Below are 26,412 nucleotides of genomic sequence, written 5' to 3' on the forward strand. Positions count from 1 at the left end.
CGCCGGATTCCGCCGCGGCCGGTCCGGACCCGGGCTCCGCGGGCCTGACCTGGGCTCTCAGACCTGGTAGCGGTTCGGGGCGAACAGCGACAGGTTCTCCTCGACCCAGCTCGATGTCCGCTTCAGGCCCTCCTCCAGGGAGACTTCCGGCTCCCAGCCCGCCCACTCGCGGGCTCGCGTGTTGTCGGACAGCAGCCGCTCCACCTCGCTGCCCGAGGGGCGCAGTCGCGCCGGGTCGACCATCACCGAGGCCTCGCGCCCGGAGGCGGCGATGAGGGCCTCGGCGAGATCCCCGATCGCGATCTCGCGTCCGGTCCCCAGGTTCACCACCTGACCCAGCGCCCGGTCGCATTCGGCCATCGCCACGAAGCCCCGCGCGGTGTCGGTGACGTAGGTGAAGTCGCGCGTCGGGGTGAGCGAGCCGAGCCTGATCTCCCGTACGCCCGCGTGCAGTTGGGCCAGGATCGTGGGGATGACGGCGCGGGCGGACTGGCGCGGTCCGTAGGTGTTGAAGGGGCGCACCACCGTCACCGGCAGCTCGAAGGCGTGCCAGTGCGAGAGCGCCATCATGTCGGCGCCGATCTTGGAAGCGGAGTACGGCGACTGCGGCTGGAGCGGGTGGTCCTCGCTGATCGGGGCGGTCAGGGCTGTTCCGTACACCTCGCTGGTGGAGGTGTGGACGAGGCGGCGCACGGAGTGGCGGCGGCAGGCCTCGGCGAGGTTCTCGGTGCCGACCACGTTCGTCTGGACATAGGCGCCCGGGGAGTCGTAGCTGTACGGGATGCCGATGAGGGCGGCGAGGTGGAAGACGGTGTCGCAGCCGGCCACCGCGTCCGAGACCCGGCCCGCGTCGCGGACGTCCCCGGCGATCATCTCCACCGACGGGTGGCTCATCAGGTGGGCCAGGTGGCCCTTCTCGGCGTACGGCTTGTAGTGCACGAACGCCCTGACGTTCGCGCCGAGTTCGAGGAGCTGGTCGACCAGGGTCGAGCCGATGAAGCCCTCGGCTCCGGTGACCAGGACGGTGCGGTTCTTCCAGACGGACAGGCTCATGCTGCGTGGTACTCCTTGGCGTACGAGGTCGGGTGGGCGGCGAGTTCGAGGACCCGGGCGGCCAGCAGGTCCGCGGCACGGGCGTGGTTGCCGGGGTCGGCGGCACCGCTCATCGAGGCGAGCCGGGCCGGGTCGGCGAGGAGCGGCTCGATGAGGGCGGCCAGGCGGAACGCGGTGGCCTCGGCGTCCGGCACGAGCAGTCCCGCGCCCGCGTCCGAGAGGACCCGCGCGTTGTGGGTCTGGTGGTCGCCGGGCGCGTGCGGATAGGGCACGAGGACGGCGGGCACGCCGGTGACGGCGAGTTCGGCGACGGTTGCGGAGCCTGCCCGGCACACGACCAGGTCGGCGGCGGCGTAGGCGAGGTCCATCCGGTCCAGGTAGGGCACGGCACGCGCGCCGGGCAGCGCGGACAACTGCCTTTGGGTGTCGGCCAGTTGGGCGGGACCGGTCTTGATGAGGAGGTGGACGTCGAGCCGGTCGCGCCAGTGTCCGGCAAGGCCGACGGCCGCCGCCGTGAGCCGGGCGGCGCCGAGGCTCCCGCCGTTGACGAGGACGAGGCGCGCCCCGGGCGGCACCCCGAGCGCCCGCCGGGCCTCGGCGCGCAGGGTCGGCCGGTCGAGCGCGGCGAGCGAGGCGGCGATGGGCATGCCGGTGGTGACGGCGTCCTGACCGCCCGACAGATGGGCGCGGCTGCGGTCGAAGGCGACCGCGATGTGCGGGGTCAGACGCGCCGCGAACTGGTTGGCGCGCCCCGGCACGGCGTTGGACTCGTGGATCAGGCTGGGCAGCCCGGCCATCTTGGCGCCGACGATGACCGGCGCGCTCGGGTAGCCGCCCATGCCGACCGCGACCTGGGCGCGCTGCGCCTTGAGGATGGCCCGGCACTGCGCGCCCGACTTCAGCAGCGCGGCGGGCAGCAGATACCGCCGGGCGCCGAGCGAGGGGTCGAAGGGAATCATGTCGACGGTGTGCAGGTGGTACCCGGCGCCGGGTATGAGCTCGCCCTCCAGGCCCCGGGTCGTACCGACGAAGGAGATCACCGCGTCGGGGACGGCCCGGCGCAGTGCCTCGGCGAGTGCGAGCCCGGGGTAGATGTGCCCGCCGGTACCGCCCGCCCCGATCACTACTGACAATGGTGTGCGCATGAGACCGAGGTTCACGGGGCGGCCTAAGAGGGTTCTAAGAGCCGCGTTTGGCAGGCTTTGCCCATGAGCACCACGCGCACGTTCAGAATTCTCGTCGTCGACGACGAGCCGGAGGTACGCGCGGCCGTCGAGGACGGCCTCGCGGTGGAGGGGTACGAGGTCCGGGGCGCGGTCGACGGGCTCGCGGCGCTCTCCGAGGTGGCCGCCTGGCGGCCGGACGCGATCATCCTGGACGTGATGATGCCGGTCCTGGACGGCCTCGGGGTGTGCCGCCAGCTGCGGGCGATGGGCGACCGCACTCCGGTGCTCGTGCTCACTGCGCTCGATTCGGTGAGCGAGCGGGTGGACGGTCTGGAGGCGGGCGCGGACGACTATCTGGTCAAGCCCTTCGCCCTGGACGAACTCATCGCCCGGGTACGGGCGTTGCTGCGGCGGGCGGCAGCCGATCCCGCCGAGCCGCAGGAGCTGCGGTACGCCGATCTGGTCCTGGACCCGGTCGCGCACACCGCCCGCCGGGGCGAGCGCCCGATCGACTTCACGCGCACCGAGTTCGCCCTGCTCGAACTGCTGATGCGCAACCCGGGGCAGGTGCTCCCGCGCGAGCTGATCCACGAGCTGGTGTGGGGGCGCGACTTCGGGCCCGACTCCAACTCCCTCGCCGTGTACGTGGGTTATCTGCGCCGCAAGCTGGAGACGGCGGGCGAGCCGCGCCTGGTCCACACGGTGCACGGCGTCGGCTACCGCCTGGACGCCTCGTGAGTTCCCGGCGCCGTCTCGGTGCCCGCTGGCGCCGCCACCGTCCGCTGCGCACCCGACTGGCGGTGGCCGCCGCCGCCGCGGTGGCGCTGGTCGCGGTCGGGGTCTGCACCGCCGCGTTCTTCGTGCTCCGCTACGAGCTCAACCACCAGCTCGACCTGAATCTGACCCAGTCGGCGACGCTGGCCATCCAGCAGAACCGGGGCTCGGCCCCGGGCGTGCTGGCCGGGGAGTGCCGCTTCCTGTCCGCCCCCGCCTGCGCGCAGGTCGTCCCCGCCGCCCCGGCCAAGGACCCCGCCAAGCCCTATCTGCTGCCGGTGAGCCCGCCCGTGCGCGAGGTCGCCGCCGGTGAGCGCAGGCCGTACTCCACCAACATCACGCTGCCCGACGGCGAGCCCGCGCGGATGCTCACCACCAACTTCCCGGGTGGTGGCAAGGCGCTCCAGGTGGCACTGCGTTCGGACACCGTGCGCGAGGGCGTGCGCCAGGCGGCGTGGCTGCTCGGCGGGGTGGGGGCGGCCGGGGCGCTGCTGGCCGCCGGGCTCGGCTACTGGGTGTCGCGCACCGGGCTCGCTCCGGTGGCCCGGCTCACCGCGACGGCCGAGCACATTGCGGCCACCCGGGACCCGAGCCACCGCATCGAGCTGCCGCCGGGCCCGCCCGACAAGGAGGACGAGGTGACGCGGCTCGCGGCGTCCTTCAACACCATGCTGGGCGAGCTGGAGCAGTCCGTGACGGCCCAGCGCCGCCTGGTCGCCGACGCCTCCCACGAGCTGCGCACGCCACTGACCGCCCTGCGCACCAACGCCGAACTGCTCGCCCGCGCCGACCGGTTGACGCAGGCGCAGCGAGACCGGGCATCAGCCGCTCTGGGCCGTCAGATCAGGGAGGTCTCCGTTCTGGTCAACGACCTGATCGACCTGGCGAGGGACGAGGAGCCGACGCCGCTCCTGGAGGAGGTTCGCCTCGCCCCGCTGCTCGCGCACACCGTGGACACGGCCCGCGCGCACTGGCCCGCGACCCCGTTCCAGCTGGATCTCACCGACGCCTCGGCCACCCTGCCCGGCGTCCCCGCACGGCTCGCCCGCCTCATCTCCAACCTTCTGGACAACGCGGCCAAGTTCAGCCCGCCCGGCGCCCCCGTCGAAGTCACCCTGTACGCGGGCGAGTTGACAGTTCGGGACCACGGGCCCGGTATCGCGGAGGCCGACCTGCCCCATGTCTTCGACCGCTTCTACCGCGCCGAGCAGGCGCGCGCCCTGCCCGGCTCGGGCCTCGGCCTGGCGATGGCCCGCCAGATCGCCCGCGCGCACCGAGCGGAGCTGACGGCACATCAGGCAACCGGCGGCGGCGCGCTGTTCCGTCTGACCCTGCCGACCGCGGCGGCCCCGGGCAGGTCGAGCACAATGCCCTGAGCACTCCCGAATCGAAAGCGCGTCCATGTCATCGGTACCCACCTGCATACTCGGCAGCTTCGAAGCACCCCAGGCCCGGCACGGCCACGACCTCGACGCATACGTCGAGATCGGCTCGCTCACCAAACCGCTGACCGGCACCGCGATGCTCGGCCTCGCAGCCCGGGGAAGGCTCGAACTGGACGCCGGCGTCGAGGAGTTCCTGCCCGTCCCGCCCGGCACCGGCATCACCCTGCGGCATCTCGCCGAGCACACCTCGGGACTGCCCCGCCTGCCGCCGCACCTGCGCCGTCTGGACCCGTACGCAGGCTTCGACGCCCAGGCCCTGGACGCCGTGCTGCGGGACCTCGCCTCCCTGGCCACCAGGCCACCGGGCCAGGCGGAGGAGTACTCCAACCTCGGTTACGCCATCCTTGGCGCCGCGCTCGCCTCGGCCGCGGGGATGCCGTACGAGGAGCTTCTGAACCGGTACGTGCTTGTGCCCCTGGGCATCGCCGAGGTGACCTCAGCGCCGCCCGCGGACCGGCGGCTCACCGCGCGCGGCCTCTTCGGACGCCCGCGCCGGCCCTGGACCATGGACGGCGCGATCCTCCCCGCCGGCGGCCTGTGGGCCACCCCGCGCGCGGCCGCCCGGCTGGTGACCGCGCTGCTCGTCGAACGGCGCCTGGGCGAGCCCGCGCCGTCCTGGCAGACGGCCGGTCCCCTGCTCTGGCACAACGGCGCCACGGGTGATGCCTCCGTCTTCACGGGGGCCATGCCGGACGGCAGGTGGGTGCTGGTGCACCGGCTGAGCGGGCGGTCGGACGAGACGGACGAGCTGGGCATCGAACTCCTGCGGCAGGCCGGCTGAGCAGCGCGTGCGGGTACCGCGCCCCAAAGGGGCGCGGTGAACCGCCCGACCAGGGCCCGCAGTCCCATCAAACGCACTGCCCAGCGAAGGGCTCAGAAGCCGGGCGGCTCCGTGTAGGTGCCCCATTCCTCCCGCAGCACGCCGCAGATCTCGCCCAGCGTCGCCTCGGCGCGGACCGCTTCCAGCATCGGGGCGATCATGTTCGAGCCGTCGCGCGCGGCGGCCAGCATCGCGTCCAGAGCGGTGCGCACCGCCGCGTCGTCACGGCGTGCCTTGCGGCCGGCGAGCGCCCGCACCTGCTCGCGCTCCACCTCGTGGCTGACCCGCAGGATCTCCAGGTCGCCCGTGACCGAGCCGTGGTGGCAGTTGACGCCGACGACCCGCTTGTCGCCCTTCTCCAGGGACTGCTGGTAGCGGAAGGCCGACTCGGCGATCTCGCCGGTGAACCAGCCGTCCTCGATGCCGCGCAGGATGCCCGAGGTGATCGGGCCGATGGGGTGCTGCCCGTCGGGGTGCGCGCGGGTGCCGCGCTCCTTGATCTGGTCGAAGATCTTCTCGGCGTCGGCCTCGATGCGGTCGGTGAGCTGCTCGATGTACCAGGAGCCGCCGAGCGGGTCGGCCACGTTGGCGACGCCCGTCTCCTCCATCAGGACCTGCTGGGTACGCAGGGCGATCTCCGCGGCCTGCTCGGACGGGAGCGCGAGCGTCTCGTCCAGGGCGTTGGTGTGCAGCGAGTTGGTGCCGCCGAGCACCGCGGCGAGCGCCTCGACCGCGGTCCGTACGACGTTGTTGTACGGCTGCTGCGCGGTCAGCGAGACCCCGGCGGTCTGGGTGTGGAAGCGCAGCCACTGCGCCTTGTCGGACTCCGCTCCGTACACCTCCTTCATCCAGCGGGCCCAGATGCGGCGCGCGGCGCGGAACTTGGCGATCTCCTCGAAGAAGTCGACGTGCGCGTCGAAGAAGAAGGACAGGCCGGGCGCGAACACGTCCACGTCCAGGCCGCGGCTCAGTCCGAGCTCGACGTAGCCGAAGCCGTCGGCCAGCGTGTACGCCAGCTCCTGCGCGGCCGTCGCCCCGGCCTCGCGGATGTGGTAGCCGGAGACCGAGAGCGGCTTGTACGCCGGAATGCCTTCGGCGCAGTGCTCCATCAGGTCGCCTATCAGGCGCAGGTGCGGCTCGGGCTGGAAGAGCCACTCCTTCTGCGCGATGTACTCCTTGAAGATGTCGGTCTGGAGCGTGCCGTTGAGGACGCCGGGGTCGACGCCCTGGCGCTCGGCCGCCACCAGGTACATGCAGAAGACGGGCACGGCGGGTCCGCTGATCGTCATCGAGGTGGTGACGTCACCGAGCGGGATGTCCTGGAAGAGGACCTCCATGTCGGCGGCCGAGTCGATGGCGACGCCGCAGTGGCCGACCTCGCCGAGCGCGCGGGGGTCGTCGGAGTCGCGGCCCATGAGGGTGGGCATGTCGAACGCGACGGACAGGCCGCCCCCGCCGTTGGCGAGGATCGTCTTGTACCGCTCGTTGGTCTGCTCGGCGTTGCCGAACCCGGCGAACTGCCGGATCGTCCAGGTGCGCCCCCGGTAGCCGGTCGGGTACAGGCCGCGGGTGAAGGGGTATTCGCCGGGCCATCCGATCCGCTCGAACCCGTCGTACGTGTCGCCGGGCCGGGGCCCGTACGCGGGGTCGACGGGGTCCCCGGAGAGCGTGGTGAAGTCCGCGTCACGCTTGCGGGCCTTGTCGTAACGGGCCTGCCAGCGACGGCGGCCTTCCTCGATCGCGTCAGCGTCCATGGCTCAAATTTACTTGGACGTCCTACTAAATGTCGATGGCAGACCGCCGCGCATCGCTCGCGCGGCGGTGGGGTCGGACACAGCCGCTAGGCGCGGGCCCCGGCCGGGACGTCCTGGGCGACCTTGGCCTCCAGCTCCTTGGAGACCTTGCGCTCGACGAAGAAGGCGGCGGTGGGGATGGTGCCGGCGATCAGCACCCACAGCTGCTTGCCGACCGGCCACTTCGCCTTGGAGCCCAGGTCGAAGGCGAAGACGAGGTAGATCACGTACAGCCAGCCGTGCGCGATGCCCACGACCTTCGTGAAGTCGGCGGCGCCGTTCATGTCGAGGATGTACTTGGCGATCACGCCCAGGGTCAGCAGGACCAGCAGTACGCCGGTGACGTAGGCCATCACGCGGTACCGGGTCAGCACGCTCTTTTTCATGCGGTCGAGCGTAACGGGACGCATGGGGCGATCTTCGCGCGGGTGCCCCCGGCCGACCGGCCCGGCGGGACGCCCAGGGCGGGCTGAGCTACGCCTCGAAGTCGTGCGCCGCCACCCGCAGGGGTCTCAGCATCGCGAAGATCTCGCCGCACTCCTCCGCGTCGTACGCCCCGAGCCCGAAGTCCATCGCCATCAGGTCGCGCGTCGCGTCCTCCACCACCTCGCGGCCCTTGTCCGTGATGGACGCGAGCGTGCCGCGGCCGTCGTTCGGATTGGGGCGCTTGTCCACCAGGCCCGACTTCACGAGCCGGTCCACCGTGTTCGTGACCGACGTCGGGTGGACCATGAGGCGCTCGCCGATCTTGGACATCGGCAGCTCCCCCTCCTTGGAGAAGGTGAGCAGGACCAGCGCCTCGTAGCGCGCGAAGGTCAGGCCGTACGGCTTCACCACCGCGTCGACCTCCGCGAGCAGGATCTGGTGCGCGCGCATGATCGAGGTGATCGCTCCCATCGAGGGCACGGGGCCCCAGCGCTGCTGCCAGAGTTCGTCGGCTCGGGCGATGGGGTCGAAGGGGAGGCTGAGCGGCTTGGGCACGCGTCGACCTTACCCAGTGGTCACATGCCGGTCAGCCCCGTCTCGAAGTTCGGTATCCGCGAGCGCGCGGCCCCACCGGGCCCGGCATGGCGCTCTCCCACACAGAGTGACCGTTATGTCACGATTGCCCGGTCCCGTCGAGATTTCTCGCCACCCAGGGGAGCTGGATGTCCCGGTACCGCGCCCTCCTCGCCGCCGCGCTCCTCACCGCCGTCGCGGGCTGCTCGTCCGCCTCGTCCGGCTCGACCGGCGAACCCGCCGTGATCCAGGGACACCCCCAGATCGAAGCGGCCCCGCAGGCGGCGCCCGGATCGCCGTTCTGGGTCGACCCGGAGAGCGACGCGGCCCGCCAGGTCAAGGTCTGGGAGAAGCAGGGCCGCAAGGCCGACGCCCGGGCGCTGCGCCGGATCGCCCAGCAGCCGGTCGCCATCTGGCCGGCCGGGAGCGACCCGCAGCCCGCCATCCGCAAGGCCGTCGCCGGCGCCGCCAAGGACGGGCGGACCGCGCTGTTCGTCGCGTACAACATCCCGCACCGCGACTGCGGCAAGTACTCGGCGGGCGGGGCGGACGGCGTCGAGGGCTACCGCGGCTGGTACGGCATGTTCGCGGAGGCGATCGGCGACGCGCGGGCCGTCGTCGTCCTGGAGCCGGACGCGGTGGCGCACATGGTCGACGGGTGTACGACGGCCGACCACCACGCCGAGCGCTACCAGCTCCTGGCCGAGGCGGTCGAGCATCTCAAGCAGCTGCCGAACACCAAGGTGTACCTCGACGCGGGCAATCCCTCCTGGATCCCCGACCCCAGCAGCCTCGTCGAGCCCCTCAGGCGGGCCGGCATCGACAAGGCGGACGGGTTCGCGCTGAACGTGTCCAACTTCCAGACCGACACGTCGGTGCGGGCGTACGGCGTGAAGCTGGCCCAGCGGCTCGACGGCAAGCACTTCGTCATGGACACCAGCCGCAACGGCGAGGGGCCGTTGATGAACGACCACGACCAGGCCTGGTGCAATCCGCCGGGGCGGTCACTCGGTGCGCCGCCGTCGGTCACGACCGGGGACGCGCTCATCGACGCGTTCCTGTGGATCAAGCGGCCGGGGGATTCCGACGGGCCCTGTCGCGGGGGCCCGTCCGCGGGGACGTGGTGGCCGGACTACGCGCTGGGGCTCGCGAGGCACGCGCGGGGTTGACGCCCAGGCCCCGCAGGCCCCGCCCCCGCTCCTCGATCGCCGATGGGGACTTGTTCCCGGTCAGTCGATGCGCAGCCACTTCGCCTCCGAAGGCGTGCCCTCCTGGTCCGTCACGAAGAGCATGTACCAGCCGGGCGGGACCAGGGCCCGGTCCTTGGGGACCGTGACCGTCACCGAGTTCCTGTCCTTCGTCAGGCCCAGTTCGATCGAGCGCTGTTCCACGTCCGTCGTGTGCGTCACCGCGCTCGGCCGCATCAGCCGGGCCTTCACGATGCGTTCAGGGTGGTCGGACTCGAACGTCGCCCGGCCGTCGCCCGCGGCCGCCTGGGGGCCGTCCCCGAGTGCCGGGCGCAGGTTCTTGTCCCGGTAGAGGTAGGGCGGGGTGTAGACCTCCATGCGCTGCTCGAACTTGCCGAGCTTGGTGTTGTCCTTGTCGCCGAAGAGCGAGTCGGAGCCGAAGGTCGCGACCCGCCCGTCGGGCAGCAGCAGCGCCTCGGAGTGGTAGTTGCGGCCGATCGTGGGGTCCGCCGCCTCGCGGAACGCGTTCGCCTTGGGATCGTAGAACTGCGCCTTGAGGATGTTGGACGCCCCCCGGCCGCGGTAGCCCTCGGATCCGCCACTGCTGAAGACCGAGTCGTCGGGCATGATCACGCTGTTCAAGTACCGGGTGCCCTGCGGGAGTTCGGGGCCCGACTTGAACGCCGGGCTGTCCTGCTTCAGGTCCACCACGGCGGTGCGCGGCGTGGACTTGTCGGACTCGCCGACCCCGCCGCCGCCCAGCAGCATGAACCGCTGGTCCTGGGCGGGGGGCAGCAGGAGCGAGCTGGCCGTCTCCAGCTGGTCGGTGGCGTTCAGACCGCCGATCTTGGTGAAGGTGTTCTTGTCGACGTCCCACAGGCCCGGCTCGCGGCCCTTGTCGGCGGGCCCGTACCCGGCGTTCGCACCCGAGTAGAAGAGCTTGCCGCTCTTGGTCAGGAACAGCGAGGGATAGGTCGGGAAGTAGCGGAAGGGGCCCTTGGACCACTGCTTCGTCTTCGGGTCGTAGACCTCGTTGTCGCCCGCGAGGATGGCGCCCACGTCGTCGAGCCCGGAGACCGCGAGGACCCGGCCGTCCTGGAGCGTGGTGAGCGTCGGGTACCAGCGCGCCTCCTTCATCGGGGCGACGGGGACGTACTTCTCGGCCTTCGGATCGAATTCGTACGCCGCCCTGATGCCCTGGAAGTCCTGCTTGTCCAGGGTCAGTTTCTCGGCGAGGCCGTACACGTTCTCGGCGTCGTCGCCCGTGAGGCCCTCGATCTCGTACTGGGCCCGGCCGGTGGCGACCGACCGCGAGCCCTCGGCGACCGCCTCCACGAAGACCCGCGCCTCGGCCGCGATGACCTTGGTCTTCCGGGGCTTCACCTGGCCGGTCGCGTAGTACGAGACCTGGAAGTCACGCTTGGCGCGCGGCACCGTGACGTCGAGCTTGGAGACGTACTCCACGCCCGAGGGGGACCGGAACCTGGTGCCCTTCCTGATCGTGACGGCCCTGTCCGGGTTCTCGTTCTTCACGCGCATGCCGCCGCCGGCCCGCTTCACCCCGTCGCCGAGCACCTCGTAGCGGGCCGTGCCGCCGGCCACCAGGAGGTTGCCGTTGGGCAGTTGGGCGTGGCCACCGCAGAAGAAGTCCTCGGGGGTGGGGATCTTCTTGAACGAGTTGTCCTTCGGGTTCCACAGCACGGTGTCGAAGGTGCCCGCGTCGAAGTGGTCCTGCTTGTTCCCGGAGCCCGCGATGATCAGCACCTTGCCGGTGTGCAGCAGCGCCGCGTGGATGGCGTTGGTGCGGTACTCCTTGGGGATGTCGACGTCGTTCCAGGCACCGTACTTCGCCATGTACTCGGGCTGTGCGATCTCGTAGGCGTGGTACTGCTCGGTGGCGAAGGAGAGCGCGGCGGGTGCGTTCAGGCCCGCCAGGAGCACCACCGCGCCGCCGCCGAACAGGTTCTTCTTCATCCGCTTCGAGGGCCGGTAGGCCATGGCTCAGTTCCCTCCGGTCGGCGTGGCGATGGCGGGCTCCGCATCACTCGCGGGGCTCGCCGGGACGGCCTTGCCGGCGGTGCGGGCCGCCGCGCGCTCGCGCAGTGACGTCCAGGACCAGATCGCGGCCGGCGCGAGCGCGATGCACAGCGCGAGGACGGCCCAGGTGCGCATGGCGGCGTGGGTGTGGTGGTAGCGGACGGAGGCGATCAGCGAGGCGGTCAGGACGGCCGCCCAGAACAGGTGGATGCGGAAGGTCCACAGCCGGTCGGGGCTGGCCTCGCCGCCCTTGGGAGTGACGACGAACCGGCCGGGGGTGCGCAGCACCGCCGAGCCGAGCGACTTGAGGTAGATGGGCGCCGAGAGCGCCGACATGCCCATCCCGGCGAGCCCGCCCGAGCCCTCGGGTTCGTGCGGCGAGACGTTGTGCCGCCGGTTCCACAGGTACAGGCCGATCTGGAGGGCGGCCGCGTCGCTGTAGAGCATCAGCCAGACCGAGGCGGTGACCTCGGTGCCGGACGCTCCGAACCAGAGGAACAGGACACAACTGACAACGCCGAGCAGCCAGTTGATGGCCGTCATGGGGTAGTAGACGAGCATCAGGGTGTACGAGAGCAGCCGGCCGGCCGGCATGGTGAAGGGCGCCTTCCAGTACTGCTTGACCAGCGTCTCGTAGGTACCGCGCGACCAGCGCATCTGCTGGGTGAAGAAGTCGGTCCAGGAAGCCGGGCCCTCGCCGACGGCCAGCACGTCCGGGGTGTACACGGAGCGCCAGTGGTGGCCCGTCCTCGGGTTCTTGTGCCGGTGCAGTTCGAAGCCGGTGGCCATGTCCTCGGTGATCGAGTCGTACAGGCCGCCAATCTGCCGCAGCGCCGCGATCCGCACCACGTTGTTGGTGCCGACGAACATGGGCGCCTGGTAGCGGTTGCCGGCCCGCTGGATCAGCGCGTGGAAGAGGAACTGCTGGGATTCGGCGGCCTTGGTCACCGGCGAGGTGTAGTTCCCGTACACCTGCGGCCCGACGACGAAGGCGACGTCGGGGTCGCGGAAGTAACCCATCATCCGCTCAAGGAAGTTGGGCAGCGGGGCGTGGTCGGTGTCGACGGAGGCGAAGAAGTCGTAGCGCCCGCCGTGCATCGCGATCCAGGCGTTGTAGTTGCCGTGCTTGGTGCGGGCCTTGTGGGCGCCCTTCTCGCGGTTCCAGTCGGGGACGCCCTTGCGGGTGAAGTGACGTACGCCGAGTTCCGCGCAGAGCTGCCTGGCCTGCTCGTCGTCGCCCTCGTCCAGGAGCCAGACGTCCAGGGGGCCGGTGTGGGTGAGCCGGACGGCCGCCTCCAGGGTGGCCCGCACCATGGATATGGGTTCCTTGCCGGGCACGTACGTGGTGAGGAAGGCGACCCGGGTGCCGTGTTCGGGGGTGACCGGGACGGGGTCGCGGGCGACCATCGTGGCGTGGGCGACCGAGGCGACGTTGGTGACCATGAACAGTTCGATCAGACCGATCGAGACGAGCATCGTGATGTCGAGGTTCACCAGCCAGCGGTCGCCGCCCTCGCGCTCGACCCAGTGGGTGGGCCAGACGAGGTAGACGAGCAGCAGGCCGGTGAGTATGGGCGCGAGCGTCATCAGGAGGATGGCGCGTATGCGGTGCGGCTCCTGGGAGAGCAGGCTCCGGTACTGCACCCGGTACGGCGAGCCGCCCGGCTCGGTGAGCGGTCCGGCTAGCCGGCTGTGGGTGTCGTAGTCGTAGCCCTCCGGGCGCACGGTGCCCTCCAGCTGTTCGTCGAGCAGGGGTTTCGAACGAGTCGATATCCCCACAAAAGTGGAGATTTACCGGCGTGTCGACTGGAGTGCGCCGAGTGAGCGGTTCTCGATCGGGACGACAGAGCCCCCGGCCGCGGCGGCCGGGGGCTCTCTCGACGGGGCTTGTTACGCGGACAGGTGGCGCTCCACCGTCTCGACCTTGGAGGTGAGACCGTCCGTGACGCCGGGCCTGATGTCCGCCTTCAGGACGAGCGAGACCCGGTTCGAGCGGGCCTCGACGGCGGCCACGGCGCGCTTGACGACGTCCATCACTTGGTCCCACTCGCCCTCGATGGAGGTGAACATGGCGTCCGTACGGTTGGGCAGGCCGGACTCGCGCACCACGCGCACCGCGTCGGCGACGTACTCCCCCACGTCCTCGCCGACGCCGAGCGGGCTGACCGAGAAGGCGACGATCATGCGTTGACCACGCCTTCCTTACGGGCCCGGGTGGCGATCACCGCGTCGTCCAGCTCGCGCCGGACCTTGCGCTCGGCGAAGAAGCCGCCGAAGGGCAGCACGGCGAGCACGAAGTACACGGCGGCGGTCTTCTTCGTCCACTTCGTACGGTTCCAGGCGTCCAGCCAGAAGAGCACGTACAGCGTGAAAAGGATGCCGTGGACCATGCCCATCACCATGACCCCGTCGAACGAGGTGGTGCGCTTGAGCACGGAGCAGACCAGCAGGATCGGGAACGAGATGGCCTCGGGGAGCGAGACCAGTCGGAGTCGATGCAGGGCGGAGGCTGTCTTGATGTCCACGTGTGGGGCACCTTCGCTGGGAGGGAGCGGGGCAGTGATCGTTTGTGAACGGATGCACAAACGTTCCCCATTCTGACATCGCGCCGTTGCCCCTGTCGGGGCGGGTCCCCGGCCCGCTAACGTCGGGCCGTGGCAATGTTCCGACTCCAGGGCAGCAAAGTGCTCGCCGTCGACATGACCGGCGACGCCGTCAAAGCGAAGAACGGCTCGATGGTCGCCTACGACGGCCAGATGGCGTTCAAGAAGATGTCCGGCGGCGGTGAGGGTCTGCGCGGCATGGTGACCCGCCGGCTGACCGGCGAGCAGATGGCCGTGATGGAGGTGAAGGGGCACGGCACGTGCTACTTCGCCGACCGCGCGAGCGAGATCAACCTCGTGAACCTCAACGGGGACAAGCTCTTCGTCGAGGCGAGCAATCTGCTCGCCACCGACGCGGGACTGCGTACCGGCACCACGTTCACCGGCCTGCGCGGCGCGAGCCAGGGCAACGGCCTGTTCACCACGACGATCGAGGGCCACGGCCAGGCCGCGATCATGTCGGACGGGCCCGCCGTGGTGCTCCGGGTCACCGCCCAGTACCCGCTGTCCGTGGACCCGGGGGCGTACATCGCGCACCAGGGCAACCTCCAGCAGCGCTTCCAGTCCGGGGTGACCTTCCGCACCTTCCTCGGCGAGGGATCGGGCGAGGCCTTCCAGATCCGGTTCGAGGGCGAGGGCCTGGTGTACGTGCAGCCGAGCGAGCGCAACACGATCGGAGGGGACGTCTGATGCCCTTCCGCGAGATCAACTCGAAGATGGTCGAGGCGACGGTGAGCCCCGGCCAGAAGATGTTCAGCCAGCGCGGCGCGATGCTCGCGTACAAGGGCGAGGTGTCCTTCACCCCCAACATCCAGGGCGGCCAGGGCGGCTTCATGTCGATGATCGGCCGCCGGGTGGCCAACGAGGCGACCCCGCTGATGACGGTGGAAGGGAGCGGCACCGTGATGTTCGGCCACGGCGGCCACCACATCCAGGTCATCAACCTCCAGGGCGACACCCTGTACGTGGAGGCCGACCGCCTGCTCGCCTTCGACGGCACCCTCCAGCAGGGCACGATGTTCATGGGCTCGCAGGGCGGGGTCATGGGCATGGTGCGGGGCCAGGTCACCGGCCAGGGCCTGTTCACCACAACTCTCAAGGGGCACGGGGCGGTTGCCGTGATGGCGCACGGCGGTGTGATCGAGCTGCCGATCAGCCCGCAGCGCCCGGTGCACGTGGACCCGCAGGCCTACGTCGCCCACCACGGCGACGTCCGCAACAAGCTCTCGACCGCGCTGGGCTGGCGCGACATGGTGGGCCGGGGCTCCGGCGAGGCCTTCCAGCTGGAGTTGTCCGGCCAAGGCGCGGTGTACGTCCAGGCCTCGGAGGAAAAGCTGTGAGCGCGCCCGTGATCTTCGATCCGTACTCGCTGCCGGCGGACGACAACGTCAACAAGTACACCTTCTGCGTGGAGCTCAAATCGAGCCAGTGGTTCCTGCAGAAGGGCAAGATGATCGCCTACTACGGGCACATCGAGTTCAACGGCATCGGCCACGGCCGGCTCGACCGGCTGCTGCGGACCAGCTTCCACTCGCCGCTGCACGCGAGCGACTGGGTGGTGGCGGACGGCAGCGGCAAGATGCTGCTCGCGGACCGCGCCTTCGATGTGAACAGTTACGACCTGGACGACGGCAATCTGACGATCCGGTCCGGCAACCTGCTCGCCTACCAGCCCTCGCTCGCACTGAAGCAGTCGATCGTGCCGGGCTTCTTGACCTTGATCGGCACCGGGAAGTTCGTGGCCGCCTCCAACGGTCCCGTCGTCTTCATGGAGCCCCCGATCAGGGTGGACCCGCAGGCGCTGGTCGGCTGGGCGGACTGCCCTTCACCCTGCCACCATTACGACCACGGCTACATGACGGGCGTCCTGGGCGGAATCCGGTCACTCACCGGGCTCGGGGGAACCTCGGGCGAGGAGCACCAGTTCGAGTTCGTGGGGGCCGGAACGGTGCTGCTCCAGTCGACCGAGGTCCTCATGCCGGAGCAGTCGACCGGGCGGGTGGACGCCGAGCCGGGCGTGCCGGGCGGCGGCCAGGGCGGGCACGGGCAGCAGAGCGCGGCACCGCGTCTTCCCGGCCAGCTCGGGGACCTGCAACGTCGCTTCGGCCTGTGAGCGGTAGTCTGCGGAGTGTGACGTCGAACGTCTGAGCCCGTGCGGGCCCGGCGGGGCCCGCACACCGTGTCGCGACACCGCCTCGCGTGCCAGGCGTCACACCTGACACTTGGTTCAGAATTCAACTTCTTAGGTAGAATCCACATATGGAGACCGAGACGGCCACGAACTGGCTGAGCGATGACGAGCAGTGCGCCTGGCGCACCTATCTGGACGTCAACAGGATGCTGACGTACCAGATGGAGAAGGATCTGCAGCCGTTCGGCCTGACCAACAACGACTACGAGATCCTGGTGAACCTCTCGGAGTCGGCCGACAAACGGATGCGGATGAGCGACCTGGCGGCCGCCACCCTGCAGTCCAAGAGCCGGCTCTCGCACCAGATCACCCGCATGGAGAACGCGGGTCTGGTCCGGCGCGAGAACTGCGAGTCGGACCGGCGCGGGCTCTTCGCGGTCCTCACCGACCACGGTACGGAGACCATGGAGAAGGTCGCCCCCCACCACGTGGCCTCCGTGCGCCGTCACTTCATCGATCTGCTGTCGGGCGAGGCTCTCGCGGATCTACGCGAGTCACTGGTCCCGGTCGCGGAGCACCTGCGCGGACACCGCGGGAAGCTCTGACGGCCGACGCGCGGCCGAGCGCCGGCGCCCCGGCCAGTACGAAGCAGAGGGCGAGCGGCAGGTGGCCGAGGAGCAGTCCGACGGCCGCCGAGGAGCCCGAACTCCCGGCGTTCACCCCGGTGTTGATCCAGGCCCCGGCCCGGGTACGGGCGCCGGGCGCGGCCGGCTCAGCGGCGTAGAGGCAGGCCGTGGTGAGCGCTGGGGCCACGAAGAGGCCCGCGAGGCCGAGGGCTGTCGCCCTGGCGAGCGGGCCCGGCGCGCAACCGGCGAGGGCGAGCGCGCCCCCGAGCCCCGCCGCGAACGGGCCGAGCCGGGCGCGGGCCGAACGGCGCCGGGACACCGCCCCGTTGACGAGACCGCCGACCGCGCTGCCCATCGAAAGCGCGGCGAGCAGCCAGGGCGCGACCGAGCCCCGCCCAAGCCCGTCCGCGCAGCCGCACCCGCCCGGCCCGGGGCCGAGGGTCAGGCCTGTTCGGTCAGGCCTGCCACCAGGTCGTCCGCCGCCGCGTACGGGTCCAGGGCGCCGTCCACGATGCGGGCCGCCAGCGCGTCCAGGCGGCGGTCGCCGTGCAGCGAGCCGATGCGTTCGCGCAGGGCGGTCACCGCGATCGTCTCGACCTCGTGGGCCGCGCGGGCCCGGCGGCGCTCGGCGAGGACGCCGTGTTCGGCCATCCACGCGTGGTGCTTCTCCAGCGCCTCCACGACCTCGTCGATGCCCTCGCCCCGCGCGGCCACCGTCTTGACGATGGGCGGGCGCCACTCGCCGGGGCCGCGGGACTCGCCCAGGCCCAGCATGTGGTTGAGCTCGCGGGCCGTGGCGTCCGCACCGTCGCGGTCCGCCTTGTTGACGACGTACACGTCACCGATTTCGAGGATGCCCGCCTTGGCCGCCTGAATGCCGTCGCCCATGCCGGGGGCGAGCAGCACGACGGACGTGTCGGCCTGCGAGGCGATCTCGACCTCGGACTGGCCGACGCCCACCGTCTCGACCAGGATCACCTCGCAGCCCGCCGCGTCCAGGACCCGGATCGCCTGGGGTGCAGCCCAGGCCAGGCCCCCCAGGTGGCCCCGGGTCGCCATCGAGCGGATGTAGACGCCGGGGTCGGAGGCGTGCTCCGACATCCGGACCCGGTCGCCGAGCAGCGCGCCGCCCGAGAACGGCGAGGACGGGTCGACGGCCAGGACGCCGACCCGCTTCCCGGCCCGCCGGTAGGCGGTGACAAGGGCCGAGGCGGATGTCGACTTGCCGACACCCGGCGAGCCCGTGAGTCCCACGACGTACGCGCCGCCCGCCAGCGGAGCCAGCGCCGCCATGACCTCGCGCAGTTGCGGGGACGCCCCCTCGACCAGCGAGATCAGCCGGGCGACGGCCCTGGGCCGGCCTTCCCGGGCCTGGGCCACCAGTTCGGGGACGTCCACCATTGCCGCTCCGTTCAGTCGCGTACGCACCGCAGGGATCAGGGTGTTGCTTGCCCGGGAACTACTTGCCGGGGACGCGCACGATCAGCGCGTCACCCTGGCCGCCGCCGCCGCACAGGGCGGCCGCGCCGACGCCGCCGCCGCGGCGCTTCAGTTCGAGGGCGAGGTGCAGTACGACGCGGGCGCCGGACATGCCGATCGGGTGGCCGAGCGCGATGGCGCCGCCGTTCACATTCACCTTTTCAGGGGACACCCCGAGGTCCTTCATTGACTGGAAGGCGACCGCCGCGAAGGCCTCGTTGATCTCGATCAGGTCGAGGTCCTCGACCGTGATGCCCTCCTTGCCGACCGCGTGCCGGATCGCGTTGGACGGCTGCGACTGGAGCGAGTTGTCGGGGCCCGCCACGTTGCCGTGGGCGCCGATCTCGGCGATCCACTCAAGGCCCAGCTCCTCGGCCTTGGCCTTGGACATGACGACGACCGCGGCCGCGCCGTCCGAGATCTGCGAGGAGGTGCCGGCGGTGATCGTGCCGTCCTTGGCGAAGGCGGGGCGCAGCTTGCCCAGGGACTCGACGGTCGTGTCGGCGCGGATGCCCTCGTCCTTGGCGAACAGGACCGGGTCGCCCTTGCGCTGCGGGATCTCGACCGGGGTGATCTCGGCCTCGAAGATGCCATTCTTCTGGGCGGCCGCGGCCCGCTGGTGCGAGGCCGCCGCGATCTCGTCCTGCTCGGGACGGGCGATACCCAGGCGCGAGTTGTGCTTTTCGGTCGACTCTCCCATCGGGATGTTCTCGAAGGAGTCGGTCAGACCGTCGTACGCCATGGCGTCGAGCATCTCGATCGCGCCGTACTTGAAGCCCTCGCGGGACTTCGGCAGCAGGTGCGGCGCGTTGGTCATGGACTCCTGGCCACCGGCGACCACGATGTCGAACTCGCCCGCTCGGATCAGCTGGTCGGCCAGCGCGATCGCGTCCAGGCCCGACAGGCACACCTTGTTGATGGTGAGCGCGGGGACGTTCATGGGGATGCCGGCCTTGACGGCGGCCTGGCGGGCGGGGATCTGGCCGGCCCCGGCCTGGAGCACCTGGCCCATGATCACGTACTGCACCTGGTCGCCGCCGATGCCGGCCCGGTCCAGAGCCGCCTTGATGGCGAAGCCGCCGAGATCGGCGCCGGAGAAGGACTTGAGGGAGCCGAGCAGACGGCCCATGGGCGTACGGGCGCCCGCGACGATCACTGAGGTGGTACCGGTCGTTCCAGACATGAGGCACGGCCCCTAGGGAGGTGAGGTGTGAACGAGGGTTTACTTCGAATGTACTGAGCGGTACTGCCCACGTCACCGGGCAGCCGGTGTGATCGCGCGCACGTTGCGTAACCGGCCCTGTGGGCGCTGCACTGGACCCATGCTGACGCGAATCGACCACATCGGGATCGCCTGTTTCGACCTCGACCGGACCGTCGAGTTCTACCGTGCGACGTACGGCTTCGAGGTGTTCCACACCGAGGTCAATGAAGAACAGGGCGTGCGCGAGGCCATGCTCAAGATCAACGAGACCTCCGACGGCGGGGCCTCCTACCTCCAGCTCCTGGAGCCGACCCGCGAGGACTCCGCGGTCGGCAAGTGGCTCGCCAAGAACGGCGAGGGCGTGCACCACATCGCCTTCGGCACCGGCGACGTCACGGCCGACTCCGAGGCCATCCGGGACAAGGGCGTCCGGGTCCTGTACGACCAGCCGCGGACGGGTTCGATGGGCTCGCAGATCACCTTCCTGCACCCCAAGGACTGCCACGGCGTGCTCACCGAACTCGTCACTTCCGCACCGGAGGGCAGCGCCGGCCACTGAGTCCGCACAGATGGAGGCCGGACCTCCGGATACTTGGCCCGGTACAGTGGGCGGTTCCGGGCCGGGGTCGGGTCGGGGCCTGGGACCCACGCCCCTGTTTTGATCTGACACCATTCACCGGGGGCCCCGTCCGTCGTGTGCGGTCGGACGGTGCTCGTACGGGCAGTGTTCGCGACCAGGGGACGGATGGGACCGCGCAGTGCGGGGCTACGAACGCCAGGAGACCCAGAGCCACCGGCCTGACGACCACCTCTCGCGGTTCGAGGCCGAGATGGACCGGCTGAAGACCGAGCGGGAGAAGGCCGTTCAGCACGCCGAGGATCTCGGTTACCAGGTCGAAGTGCTGCGCGCCAAGCTCCACGAGGCGCGCCGCAATCTCGCGACCCGTCCCGCCTACGACACGGCGAACGTCGGCTACCAGGCCGAACAGTTGCTCCGCAACGCCCAGATGCAGGCCGAGCAGTTGCGCACCGACGCCGAGCGCGAGCTGCGTGACGCCCGCGCCCAGACCCAGCGCATCCTCCAGGAGCACGCCGAGCACCAGGCGCGCCTCCAGGCCGAGCTGCACGCCGAGGCCGTCAGCCGCCGCCAGCGCCTCGATCAGGAGCTGGCCGAGCGGCGGGCCACCGTCGAGTCGCACGTCAACGAGAACGTGGCGTGGGCCGAGCAGCTGCGGGCCCGCACCGAGGCGCAGGCCCGCCGGCTCATGGAGGAGTCCCGCGCCGAGGCCGAGCAGTCGCTCGCGGCGGCCCGCGCGGAGGCCACCCGTATCGCCGAGGAGGCCCGCCAACGGCTCGGCGCCGAGGCCGAGTCGGCCCGCGCCGAGGCGGAGGCCACGCTGCTGCGCGCCCGCAAGGACGCCGAGCGGCTCCTCAACGCGGCCTCCACACAGGCCCAGGAGGCCACCTCCCACGCCGAGCAGCTGCGTACGACCACCACCGCCGAGGCCGACCAGGCGCGCCAGCACGCCGCCGAGTTGAGCCGGGCCGCCGAGCAGCGGATGCAGGAGGCGGAGGCCGCGCTGCGCGAGGCGCGCGCCGAGGCCGAGCGGGCGGTCACCGAGGCCAAGGAGGCCGCGGCCAAGCAGCTCGCGACCGCCGAGTCCGCCAACGAGCAGCGCACCAGGACCGCGAAGACCGAGATCGCGCGGCTGGTCGCGGAGGCCACCAAGGAGTCCGAGGCCCTCAAGTCCGAGGCCGAGCAGGCACTTGAGGACGCGAAGGCGGAGGCCGAGCGGCTGCGCACGGAGGCTGCCGAGTCGGCGCGCACCAGTGCCGCCGAGGACACCGCGGCCCAGCTCGCCAAGGCCGCGCGCACCGCCGAAGAGGTTCTGACCAAGGCGTCCGAGAACGCCCGGGAGACCACCCGCAAGGCCTCCGAGGAGGCCGAGCGGATCCGCCACGAGGCGGAGGCCGAGGCGCAGCGGCTGCGCGGCGAGGCCGCCGAGCAGGCCGACCAGCTCAAGGGCGCGGCCAAGGACGACACCAAGGAGTACCGGGCCAAGACGGTCGAGCTCCAGGAGGAGGCCCGCCGGCTGCGCGGCGAGGCCGAGCAGTTGCGTGCCGAGGCGGTCGCCGAGGGCGAGCGGATCAGGGGCGAGGCGCGGCGCGAGGCCGTCCAGCAGATCGAGGAGGCGGCGAAGACCGCCGAGGAGCTGCTCGCCAAGGCGAAGGCCGACGCGGACGAGGTGCGCACCGCCGCGGGCAACGAGTCCGAGCGCGTACGCAACGAAGCGGTGGAGCGGGCCAACACGCTGCGCAGGCAGGCCGAGGAGACCCTGGAGCGCACCCGCGCCGAGGCCGAGCGGATGCGCACCGAGGCCGAGGAGCAGGCCGAGCGGACCACAACGGACGCCGAGCGGGCGGCAGTTGAGCTGCGCGAGGAGACCGAGCGGGCGATAGCGGCCCGCCAGGCCGAGGCCGCCGAGGAACTGACCCGCCTGCACACCGAGGCCGAGCAGCGCCACGCCTCCGCCGAGCAGGCCCTCACCGAGGCCCGCGCCGAGGGCGAGCGGATCCGGCGCGAGGCCGCCGAGGAGACCGAGCGGATCCGCACCGAGGCCGCCGAACGCATCCGTACGCTCCAGGCGCAGGCCGAGCAGGAGGCGGAACGTCTTCGCACCGAGGCCGCCGCCGATGCGTCGGCTGCCCGTTCCGAGGCGGAGAGCGCGGCGGCCAGGCTGCGCGGCGAGGCGTCCGCGGAGGCCGAGCGGCTCAAGTCCGAGGCGCAGGAGACGGCCGACCGGATGCGCGCGGAGGCCGCGGCCGCCGCCGAGCGGGTCGGCACGGAGGCCGCAGAGGCGCTGGCCGCCGCCCAGGAGGAGGCCGTCCGGCGTCGCCGCGAGGCCGAGGAGACCCTCGACTCGGCGCGCGCCGAGGCGGATTCGGAGCGCTCCCAGGCCCGCGAGCAGAGCGAGGAGCTGCTGGCTTCGGCCCGCAGGCGGGTCGAGGAGGCGCAGGCCGAGGCGCAGCGGCTCGGCGAGGAGGCCGACCGGCGCGCCACCGAGCTGGTGTCGGCGGCCGAGCAGACTGCCAAGGACGTACGGGATTCGGTGTCCGGGCTCCGCGAGGAGGCCGAGCAGGAGATCGCGGGGCTGCGCAGCGCGGCCGAGCACGCGGCGGAGCGCACCACGACCGAGGCGCAGGAGGAGGCGGACCGGGTCCGCGCCGAGGCGCACGCGGAGCGCGAGCGCGCCGCCGAGGACGCGGCCGGCATCCGCACCCGCGTCCAGGAGGAGTCCGAGGCCGCCAAGGCGCTGGCCGAGCGGACCGTCGCGGACGCCATGGCCGAGGCGGAGAAGGCCCGTTCGGACGCCTCCGAGTACGCGCAGCGGATGCGTACCGAGGCTTCCGACGCGCTGGCCTCCTCCGAGCAGGACGCGGCCCGCACCCGGGCCGAGGCGCGCGAGGACGCCAACCGGATCCGTTCGGACGCCGCGAGCCAGGCCGACCGCCTGGTCACCGAGGCGACCGCGGAGGCCGAGCGGCTCGCGGCGGAGTCCACCGCCGAGGCCGAGCGGCTTACCACCGAGGCCCGGCAGGTACGCGTCGAGGGGCAGGCCGAGGCCGACGCGCTGCGCGCCGAGGCGCGCGAGGAGGCCGAGCGGGTCACCTCCGCGGCGCTCGCGGAGGCCGAGCAGGTGACGACGGCCGCGCGCGAGCACGCCGAGCGCGTCACCTCCAAGGCCGACGCGGACGCCGAGCGCACCACCAACGAGGCCAACGCCTATGCCGAGTTGGTCACCACCGAGGCACGCGCGGACGCGGGTTCGACGCTGGGCGCGGCCACTGCCGAGGCCGAGCAGATCCTCGCCGACGCCCGCGCCGAGTCCGACCGGATCCTCGACGAGGCGCGCCAGGCCGCCGACAAGCGCCGGGCGGACGCGGCGGTCCAGGCCGACCAGCTCATCGGGGAGGCGAGCGGCGAGGCCGAGCGGCTGCGCGCCGAGGCCGCCGACACGGTGGGCTCCGCCCAGCAGGCCGCCGAGCGCATCCGCGCGGAGGCGGAGAAGATGCGGGCCCGCACGGAGGAGGCCGCCGAGACGACGCGGACCGAGGCCCGCGCGGAGGCGGACCGGCTGCTCGACGAGGCCCGCACCGCGGCGGCCAAGCGGCGCGCGGACGCCGCCGAGCAGGCCGACCAGCTCATCAACAAGGCGCAGGAGGAGGCGCTGCGCGCCGCCACCGAGGCCGAGGAGCAGGCCGACACGATGGTCGGCGCGGCCCGCAAGGAGGCCGAGCGGATCGTCGCCGAGTCGACCGTCGAGGGCAACTCCCTGGTGGAGAAGGCCCGTACGGACGCCGATGAGCTGCTGGCCGGCGCTCGCGCGGACGCCACCGCCATAAGGGAGCGGACCGAGGAGGTGCGCTCGCGCACCGAGGCGGAGATCGAGGAACTGCACGAGCGGGCCCGGCGCGAGAGCGCGGAGCAGATGAAGACGGCGGGCGAGCGCGTCGACAAGCTGGTGGCGGCCGCCACCGAGCAGGCCGCCGAGGCGCAGGCGAAGGCCAAGGAGCTGCTGTCGGACGCCAACTCGGAGGCCGGCAAGGTCCGTATCGCCGCGGTGAAGAAGGCGGAGGCGCTGCTCAAGGAGGCCGAGACCAAGAAGGCCGAGCTGATCCGCGAGGCGACGAAGCTGCGCGACGACGCGGCGGACGAGGCGCGCCGCACGGTGGAGGAGGGCAAGCGCGAACTGGACGTCCTGGTACGGCGGCGCAAGGACATCAATGCCGAGATCTCGCGCGTCCAGGACGTACTTGAGGCGCTGGAGTCGTTCGAGACTCCGGCTTCGGGCACCAAGGCCGCGCCCACCGGCGGTCCTTCGGCGGGGGTCAAGGCAGGTGCGGCGGCTGGGTCAACCCGTTCGAGTGGCAAGTCCTCGGAGAGCTAGCCACTCAAAAGGCTGGTCATTCTCCAGATCAAACGGGCATCCGCTCGATGACACGCCGCTTGGGCCCCTAGGATTCCCCCTATCACCTCACCGGTCTCATTCGACAGGAACCCCATGAGCGACACATCCTCCCCCTTCGGCTTCGAGCTCGTGCGGCGTGGTTACGACCGCGGTCAGGTGGACGACCGCATTACCAAGCTCGTCGCCGACCGTGACAGCGCTCTGGCACGGATCACTTCTCTGGAAAAGCGCATCGAGGAGCTCCACCTCGAAACGCAGAACGCCCAGGCCCAGGTGAACGACGCGGAGCCGTCGTACGCGGGTCTGGGTGCGCGGGTCGAAAAGATCCTGCGGCTCGCCGAGGAAGAGGCCAAGGACCTGCGCGAGGAGGCCCGCCGGGCCGCCGAGCAGCACCGCGAACTCGCCGAGTCCGCCGCCCAGCAGGTGCGCAACGACGCGGAATCGTTTGCCTCCGAGCGCAAGGCGAAGGCCGAGGACGAGGGCGTCAGGATCGTCGAGAAGGCGAAGGGTGACGCCTCTCAGCTCCGTTCCGAGGCGCAGAAGGACGCGCAGTCCAAGCGCGAGGAGGCGGACGCGCTCTTCGAGGAGACCCGCGCCAAGGCCGCTCAGGCCGCCGCGGACTTCGAGACGAACCTCGCCAAGCGCCGCGAGCAGTCGGAGCGCGACCTGGCGTCGCGTCAGGCCAAGGCCGAGAAGCGCCTCGCGGAGATCGAGCACCGCGCGGAGCAGCTCCGCCTGGAGGCCGAGAAGCTGCGTACGGACGCGGAGCGCCGGGCGCGCCAGACGGTGGAGACGGCGCAGCGCCAGGCCGAGGACATCGTCGCGGACGCCAACGCCAAGGCGGACCGGATCCGTTCGGAATCCGAGCGGGAGCTCGCGGCCCTCACCAACCGCCGCGACTCGATCAACGCGCAGCTGACGAACGTCCGCGAGATGCTGGCGACGCTGACCGGTGCGGCCGTGGCCGCCGCCGGCTCGCCCGTCGACGACGAGCCCGTCTCGCGCGGCGTTCCGGCGCAGCAGACCCGCTAGTCGCCCGCGCCCTTCCCCCGTGGGCCGCGGTCATTGTTACGAAGCCTCCCGCCATTCCAGTGGCGGGGGGCTTCGTGCGCATCTAGCGTGGCCGCATGATCGAGCTAGCGGAGCTCACCAAGCGCTATGGCAGCAAGGTGGCGGTCGACCACCTGTCCTTCCAGGTCAGGCCAGGGGTGGTGACGGGCTTCCTCGGACCGAACGGGGCCGGGAAGTCGACGACCATGCGGATGCTCCTCGATCTCGACAACCCGACCAGTGGCACCGTGCTCATCGACGGCAAGCACTACCGCGAACTCGCCGAGCCGCTGAAGTACATCGGGGCGTTGCTCGACGCCAAGGCGATGCACGGCGGCCGGACCGCGTACAACAACCTGCTGTGCCTGGCGCAGTCCAACCGGATCCCGGCCTCGCGGGTCGCGGAGGTCCTGGACACGGTGGGTCTGACGGCGGTGGCGAAGAAGAAGACGAAGGGTTTCTCGCTGGGTATGGGCCAGCGGCTGGGAATCGCCTCGGCGTTGCTCGGCGATCCGGAGATCCTGATGTTCGACGAACCCGTCAATGGTCTGGACCCCGAGGGAATTCACTGGATCCGCAATCTGATGAAGCAGCTCGCAGCCGAAGGGCGAACGATCTTCGTTTCGTCTCACCTGATGAGCGAAATGGCGCTCACGGCGGATCACTTGATCGTTATTGGCCAGGGGCGACTGCTCGCCGATACATCGATGGCGGATTTCATCAGGGAGAACTCGCGGAGTTTCGTGCGGCTGCGCTCGCCGCAGTGGGAGCGCCTCCTCGACGTACTGGACCAGGCCGGCATCCCCTTCCTCCAGACCGGCGACGGCGCCATCGAAATCGACAACGGCAAGATCGAGACACTGGGTGAACTCGCCGCCCGCAACCAGCTCGTGCTGCACGAACTCTCCGCCCAGCAGGCCTCCCTGGAAGAGGCGTTCATGCAGATGACAGCGGGTTCGGTGGAGTACCACGCACACGGCGCCACCACCTCCGGCGCCCCGCCCGTCGCGCCCGACTGGGGTGCCCGGCCGACACCGAACTGGGGCGAGCCCGCCCAGGACAAGGAGGCCTGAGC

The 26,412-nt window shown here is 71.2% G+C and carries 23 protein-coding genes; 12 read left to right on the forward strand and 11 right to left on the reverse strand.

Annotated elements, in window-relative coordinates:
* Window positions 1-57 precede the first annotated feature (57 nt).
* Together OG522_RS12120 and OG522_RS12125 are read right to left on the reverse strand one after the other, a co-directional pair.
* Window positions 58-1,053, reverse strand: coding sequence for an SDR family NAD(P)-dependent oxidoreductase (locus OG522_RS12120; RefSeq protein ID WP_329462975.1), 996 nt, complete (start codon window positions 1,051-1,053; stop codon window positions 58-60).
* Window positions 1,050-2,198, reverse strand: coding sequence for a UDP-N-acetylglucosamine--N-acetylmuramyl-(pentapeptide) pyrophosphoryl-undecaprenol N-acetylglucosamine transferase (locus tag OG522_RS12125; RefSeq protein WP_329462976.1), 1,149 nt, complete (start codon window positions 2,196-2,198; stop codon window positions 1,050-1,052). Before OG522_RS12125 ends, OG522_RS12120 begins: the two co-directional genes overlap by 4 nt.
* Window positions 2,199-2,261: 63 nt before the next feature.
* Here OG522_RS12125 and OG522_RS12130 point away from each other — a divergent pair, with 63 nt between their 5' ends.
* The 3 genes from OG522_RS12130 to OG522_RS12140 are packed head-to-tail and all read left to right on the forward strand — an operon-like array spanning window position 2,262 to window position 5,219.
* Window positions 2,262-2,957: a response regulator transcription factor gene (locus tag OG522_RS12130; RefSeq protein WP_329462977.1), complete on the forward strand. Its 696-nt coding sequence runs from the start codon at window positions 2,262-2,264 to the stop codon at window positions 2,955-2,957.
* On the forward strand, window positions 2,954-4,369 hold the full coding sequence (locus tag OG522_RS12135; protein WP_329462978.1) for a sensor histidine kinase: 1,416 nt from the start codon (window positions 2,954-2,956) through the stop codon (window positions 4,367-4,369). Before OG522_RS12130 ends, OG522_RS12135 begins: the two co-directional genes overlap by 4 nt.
* 25 nt (window positions 4,370-4,394) lie before the next feature.
* Complete coding sequence (locus OG522_RS12140; protein ID WP_329462979.1) at window positions 4,395-5,219, forward strand: serine hydrolase domain-containing protein; 825 nt, start codon at window positions 4,395-4,397, stop codon at window positions 5,217-5,219.
* A 92-nt stretch (window positions 5,220-5,311) separates the two neighbouring features.
* Here the strand turns inward: OG522_RS12140 and OG522_RS12145 are convergent, their stop codons facing one another.
* The 3 genes from OG522_RS12145 to OG522_RS12155 all read right to left on the reverse strand — a co-directional run bounded on the left by OG522_RS12145 (window position 5,312) and on the right by OG522_RS12155 (window position 8,032).
* A complete protein-coding gene (locus OG522_RS12145) occupies window positions 5,312-7,012 on the reverse strand; it encodes an acyl-CoA mutase large subunit family protein (RefSeq protein WP_329462980.1) in 1,701 nt (566 codons plus the stop codon).
* A gap of 86 nt (window positions 7,013-7,098) precedes the next feature.
* The gene (locus tag OG522_RS12150; protein WP_329462981.1) at window positions 7,099-7,437 is read right to left on the reverse strand and encodes a DUF3817 domain-containing protein; all 339 of its coding nucleotides are present in this window, start codon (window positions 7,435-7,437) and stop codon (window positions 7,099-7,101) included.
* A gap of 88 nt (window positions 7,438-7,525) precedes the next feature.
* On the reverse strand, window positions 7,526-8,032 hold the full coding sequence (locus OG522_RS12155) for a MarR family winged helix-turn-helix transcriptional regulator (protein ID WP_329462982.1): 507 nt from the start codon (window positions 8,030-8,032) through the stop codon (window positions 7,526-7,528).
* 167 nt (window positions 8,033-8,199) lie between these two features.
* On the opposite strand from OG522_RS12155, the gene OG522_RS12160 reads away from it, so the two are divergent.
* Entirely contained in the window at window positions 8,200-9,219 is a 1,020-nt protein-coding gene (locus tag OG522_RS12160) for a glycoside hydrolase family 6 protein (protein ID WP_329462983.1), read from the forward strand.
* Window positions 9,220-9,279: 60 nt separating this feature from the next.
* Here OG522_RS12160 and OG522_RS12165 read toward each other — a convergent pair whose 3' ends face one another.
* From OG522_RS12165 to OG522_RS12180, 4 genes are all read right to left on the reverse strand, one after another.
* Window positions 9,280-11,235 carry a kelch motif-containing protein gene (locus tag OG522_RS12165; RefSeq protein WP_329462984.1) on the reverse strand — a complete coding sequence of 652 codons (1,956 nt, stop codon included), beginning with the start codon at window positions 11,233-11,235 and terminating at the stop codon, window positions 9,280-9,282.
* 3 nt (window positions 11,236-11,238) lie between these two features.
* Window positions 11,239-12,999 carry a glycosyltransferase family 2 protein gene (locus OG522_RS12170; RefSeq protein WP_329467556.1) on the reverse strand — a complete coding sequence of 587 codons (1,761 nt, stop codon included), beginning with the start codon at window positions 12,997-12,999 and terminating at the stop codon, window positions 11,239-11,241.
* A 165-nt stretch (window positions 13,000-13,164) separates the two neighbouring features.
* Window positions 13,165-13,458 carry an MTH1187 family thiamine-binding protein gene (locus tag OG522_RS12175; protein ID WP_329462985.1) on the reverse strand — a complete coding sequence of 98 codons (294 nt, stop codon included), beginning with the start codon at window positions 13,456-13,458 and terminating at the stop codon, window positions 13,165-13,167.
* Window positions 13,455-13,799, reverse strand: coding sequence for a DUF3817 domain-containing protein (locus OG522_RS12180; protein WP_329462986.1), 345 nt, complete (start codon window positions 13,797-13,799; stop codon window positions 13,455-13,457). Before OG522_RS12180 ends, OG522_RS12175 begins: the two co-directional genes overlap by 4 nt.
* A 135-nt stretch (window positions 13,800-13,934) precedes the next feature.
* Here OG522_RS12180 and OG522_RS12185 point away from each other — a divergent pair, with 135 nt between their 5' ends.
* From OG522_RS12185 to OG522_RS12200, 4 genes are all read left to right on the forward strand, one after another.
* Window positions 13,935-14,567, forward strand: a complete 633-nt coding sequence (locus OG522_RS12185; protein WP_329467557.1) for an AIM24 family protein — start codon at window positions 13,935-13,937, stop codon at window positions 14,565-14,567.
* Window positions 14,567-15,217: an AIM24 family protein gene (locus OG522_RS12190; protein ID WP_329462987.1), complete on the forward strand. Its 651-nt coding sequence runs from the start codon at window positions 14,567-14,569 to the stop codon at window positions 15,215-15,217. The genes OG522_RS12185 and OG522_RS12190 overlap by 1 nt, the downstream gene beginning before the upstream one ends.
* On the forward strand, window positions 15,214-15,990 hold the full coding sequence (locus OG522_RS12195) for an AIM24 family protein (protein ID WP_329462988.1): 777 nt from the start codon (window positions 15,214-15,216) through the stop codon (window positions 15,988-15,990). The genes OG522_RS12190 and OG522_RS12195 overlap by 4 nt, the downstream gene beginning before the upstream one ends.
* 146 nt (window positions 15,991-16,136) lie before the next feature.
* Window positions 16,137-16,613, forward strand: a complete 477-nt coding sequence (locus tag OG522_RS12200) for a MarR family winged helix-turn-helix transcriptional regulator (protein ID WP_329462989.1) — start codon at window positions 16,137-16,139, stop codon at window positions 16,611-16,613.
* Between the two features lie 462 nt (window positions 16,614-17,075).
* Here OG522_RS12200 and meaB read toward each other — a convergent pair whose 3' ends face one another.
* Complete coding sequence (meaB, locus tag OG522_RS12205) at window positions 17,076-18,035, reverse strand: methylmalonyl Co-A mutase-associated GTPase MeaB (RefSeq protein WP_329462990.1); 960 nt, start codon at window positions 18,033-18,035, stop codon at window positions 17,076-17,078.
* A 58-nt stretch (window positions 18,036-18,093) separates the two neighbouring features.
* Window positions 18,094-19,296 carry an acetyl-CoA C-acetyltransferase gene (locus OG522_RS12210; protein WP_329462991.1) on the reverse strand — a complete coding sequence of 401 codons (1,203 nt, stop codon included), beginning with the start codon at window positions 19,294-19,296 and terminating at the stop codon, window positions 18,094-18,096.
* A gap of 139 nt (window positions 19,297-19,435) precedes the next feature.
* Here OG522_RS12210 and mce point away from each other — a divergent pair, with 139 nt between their 5' ends.
* The 4 genes from mce (at window position 19,436) to OG522_RS12230 (ending at window position 26,410) form a co-directional block, all read left to right on the forward strand.
* On the forward strand, window positions 19,436-19,876 hold the full coding sequence (gene mce, locus OG522_RS12215) for a methylmalonyl-CoA epimerase (RefSeq protein ID WP_329462992.1): 441 nt from the start codon (window positions 19,436-19,438) through the stop codon (window positions 19,874-19,876).
* 199 nt (window positions 19,877-20,075) lie between these two features.
* On the forward strand, window positions 20,076-24,266 hold the full coding sequence (gene scy / locus OG522_RS12220) for a polarized growth protein Scy (RefSeq protein ID WP_329462993.1): 4,191 nt from the start codon (window positions 20,076-20,078) through the stop codon (window positions 24,264-24,266).
* A gap of 114 nt (window positions 24,267-24,380) precedes the next feature.
* Window positions 24,381-25,319: a cellulose-binding protein gene (locus tag OG522_RS12225; RefSeq protein WP_329462994.1), complete on the forward strand. Its 939-nt coding sequence runs from the start codon at window positions 24,381-24,383 to the stop codon at window positions 25,317-25,319.
* 95 nt (window positions 25,320-25,414) lie between these two features.
* Window positions 25,415-26,410 (forward strand): ABC transporter ATP-binding protein, encoded by a 996-nt coding sequence (locus tag OG522_RS12230; protein ID WP_329462995.1) that lies wholly within the window; start codon window positions 25,415-25,417, stop codon window positions 26,408-26,410.
* Window positions 26,411-26,412 lie beyond the last annotated feature (2 nt).

It is taken from the genome of Streptomyces sp. NBC_01431 (genome assembly GCF_036231355.1).
Classification (GTDB): Bacteria; Actinomycetota; Actinomycetes; order Streptomycetales; family Streptomycetaceae; genus Streptomyces.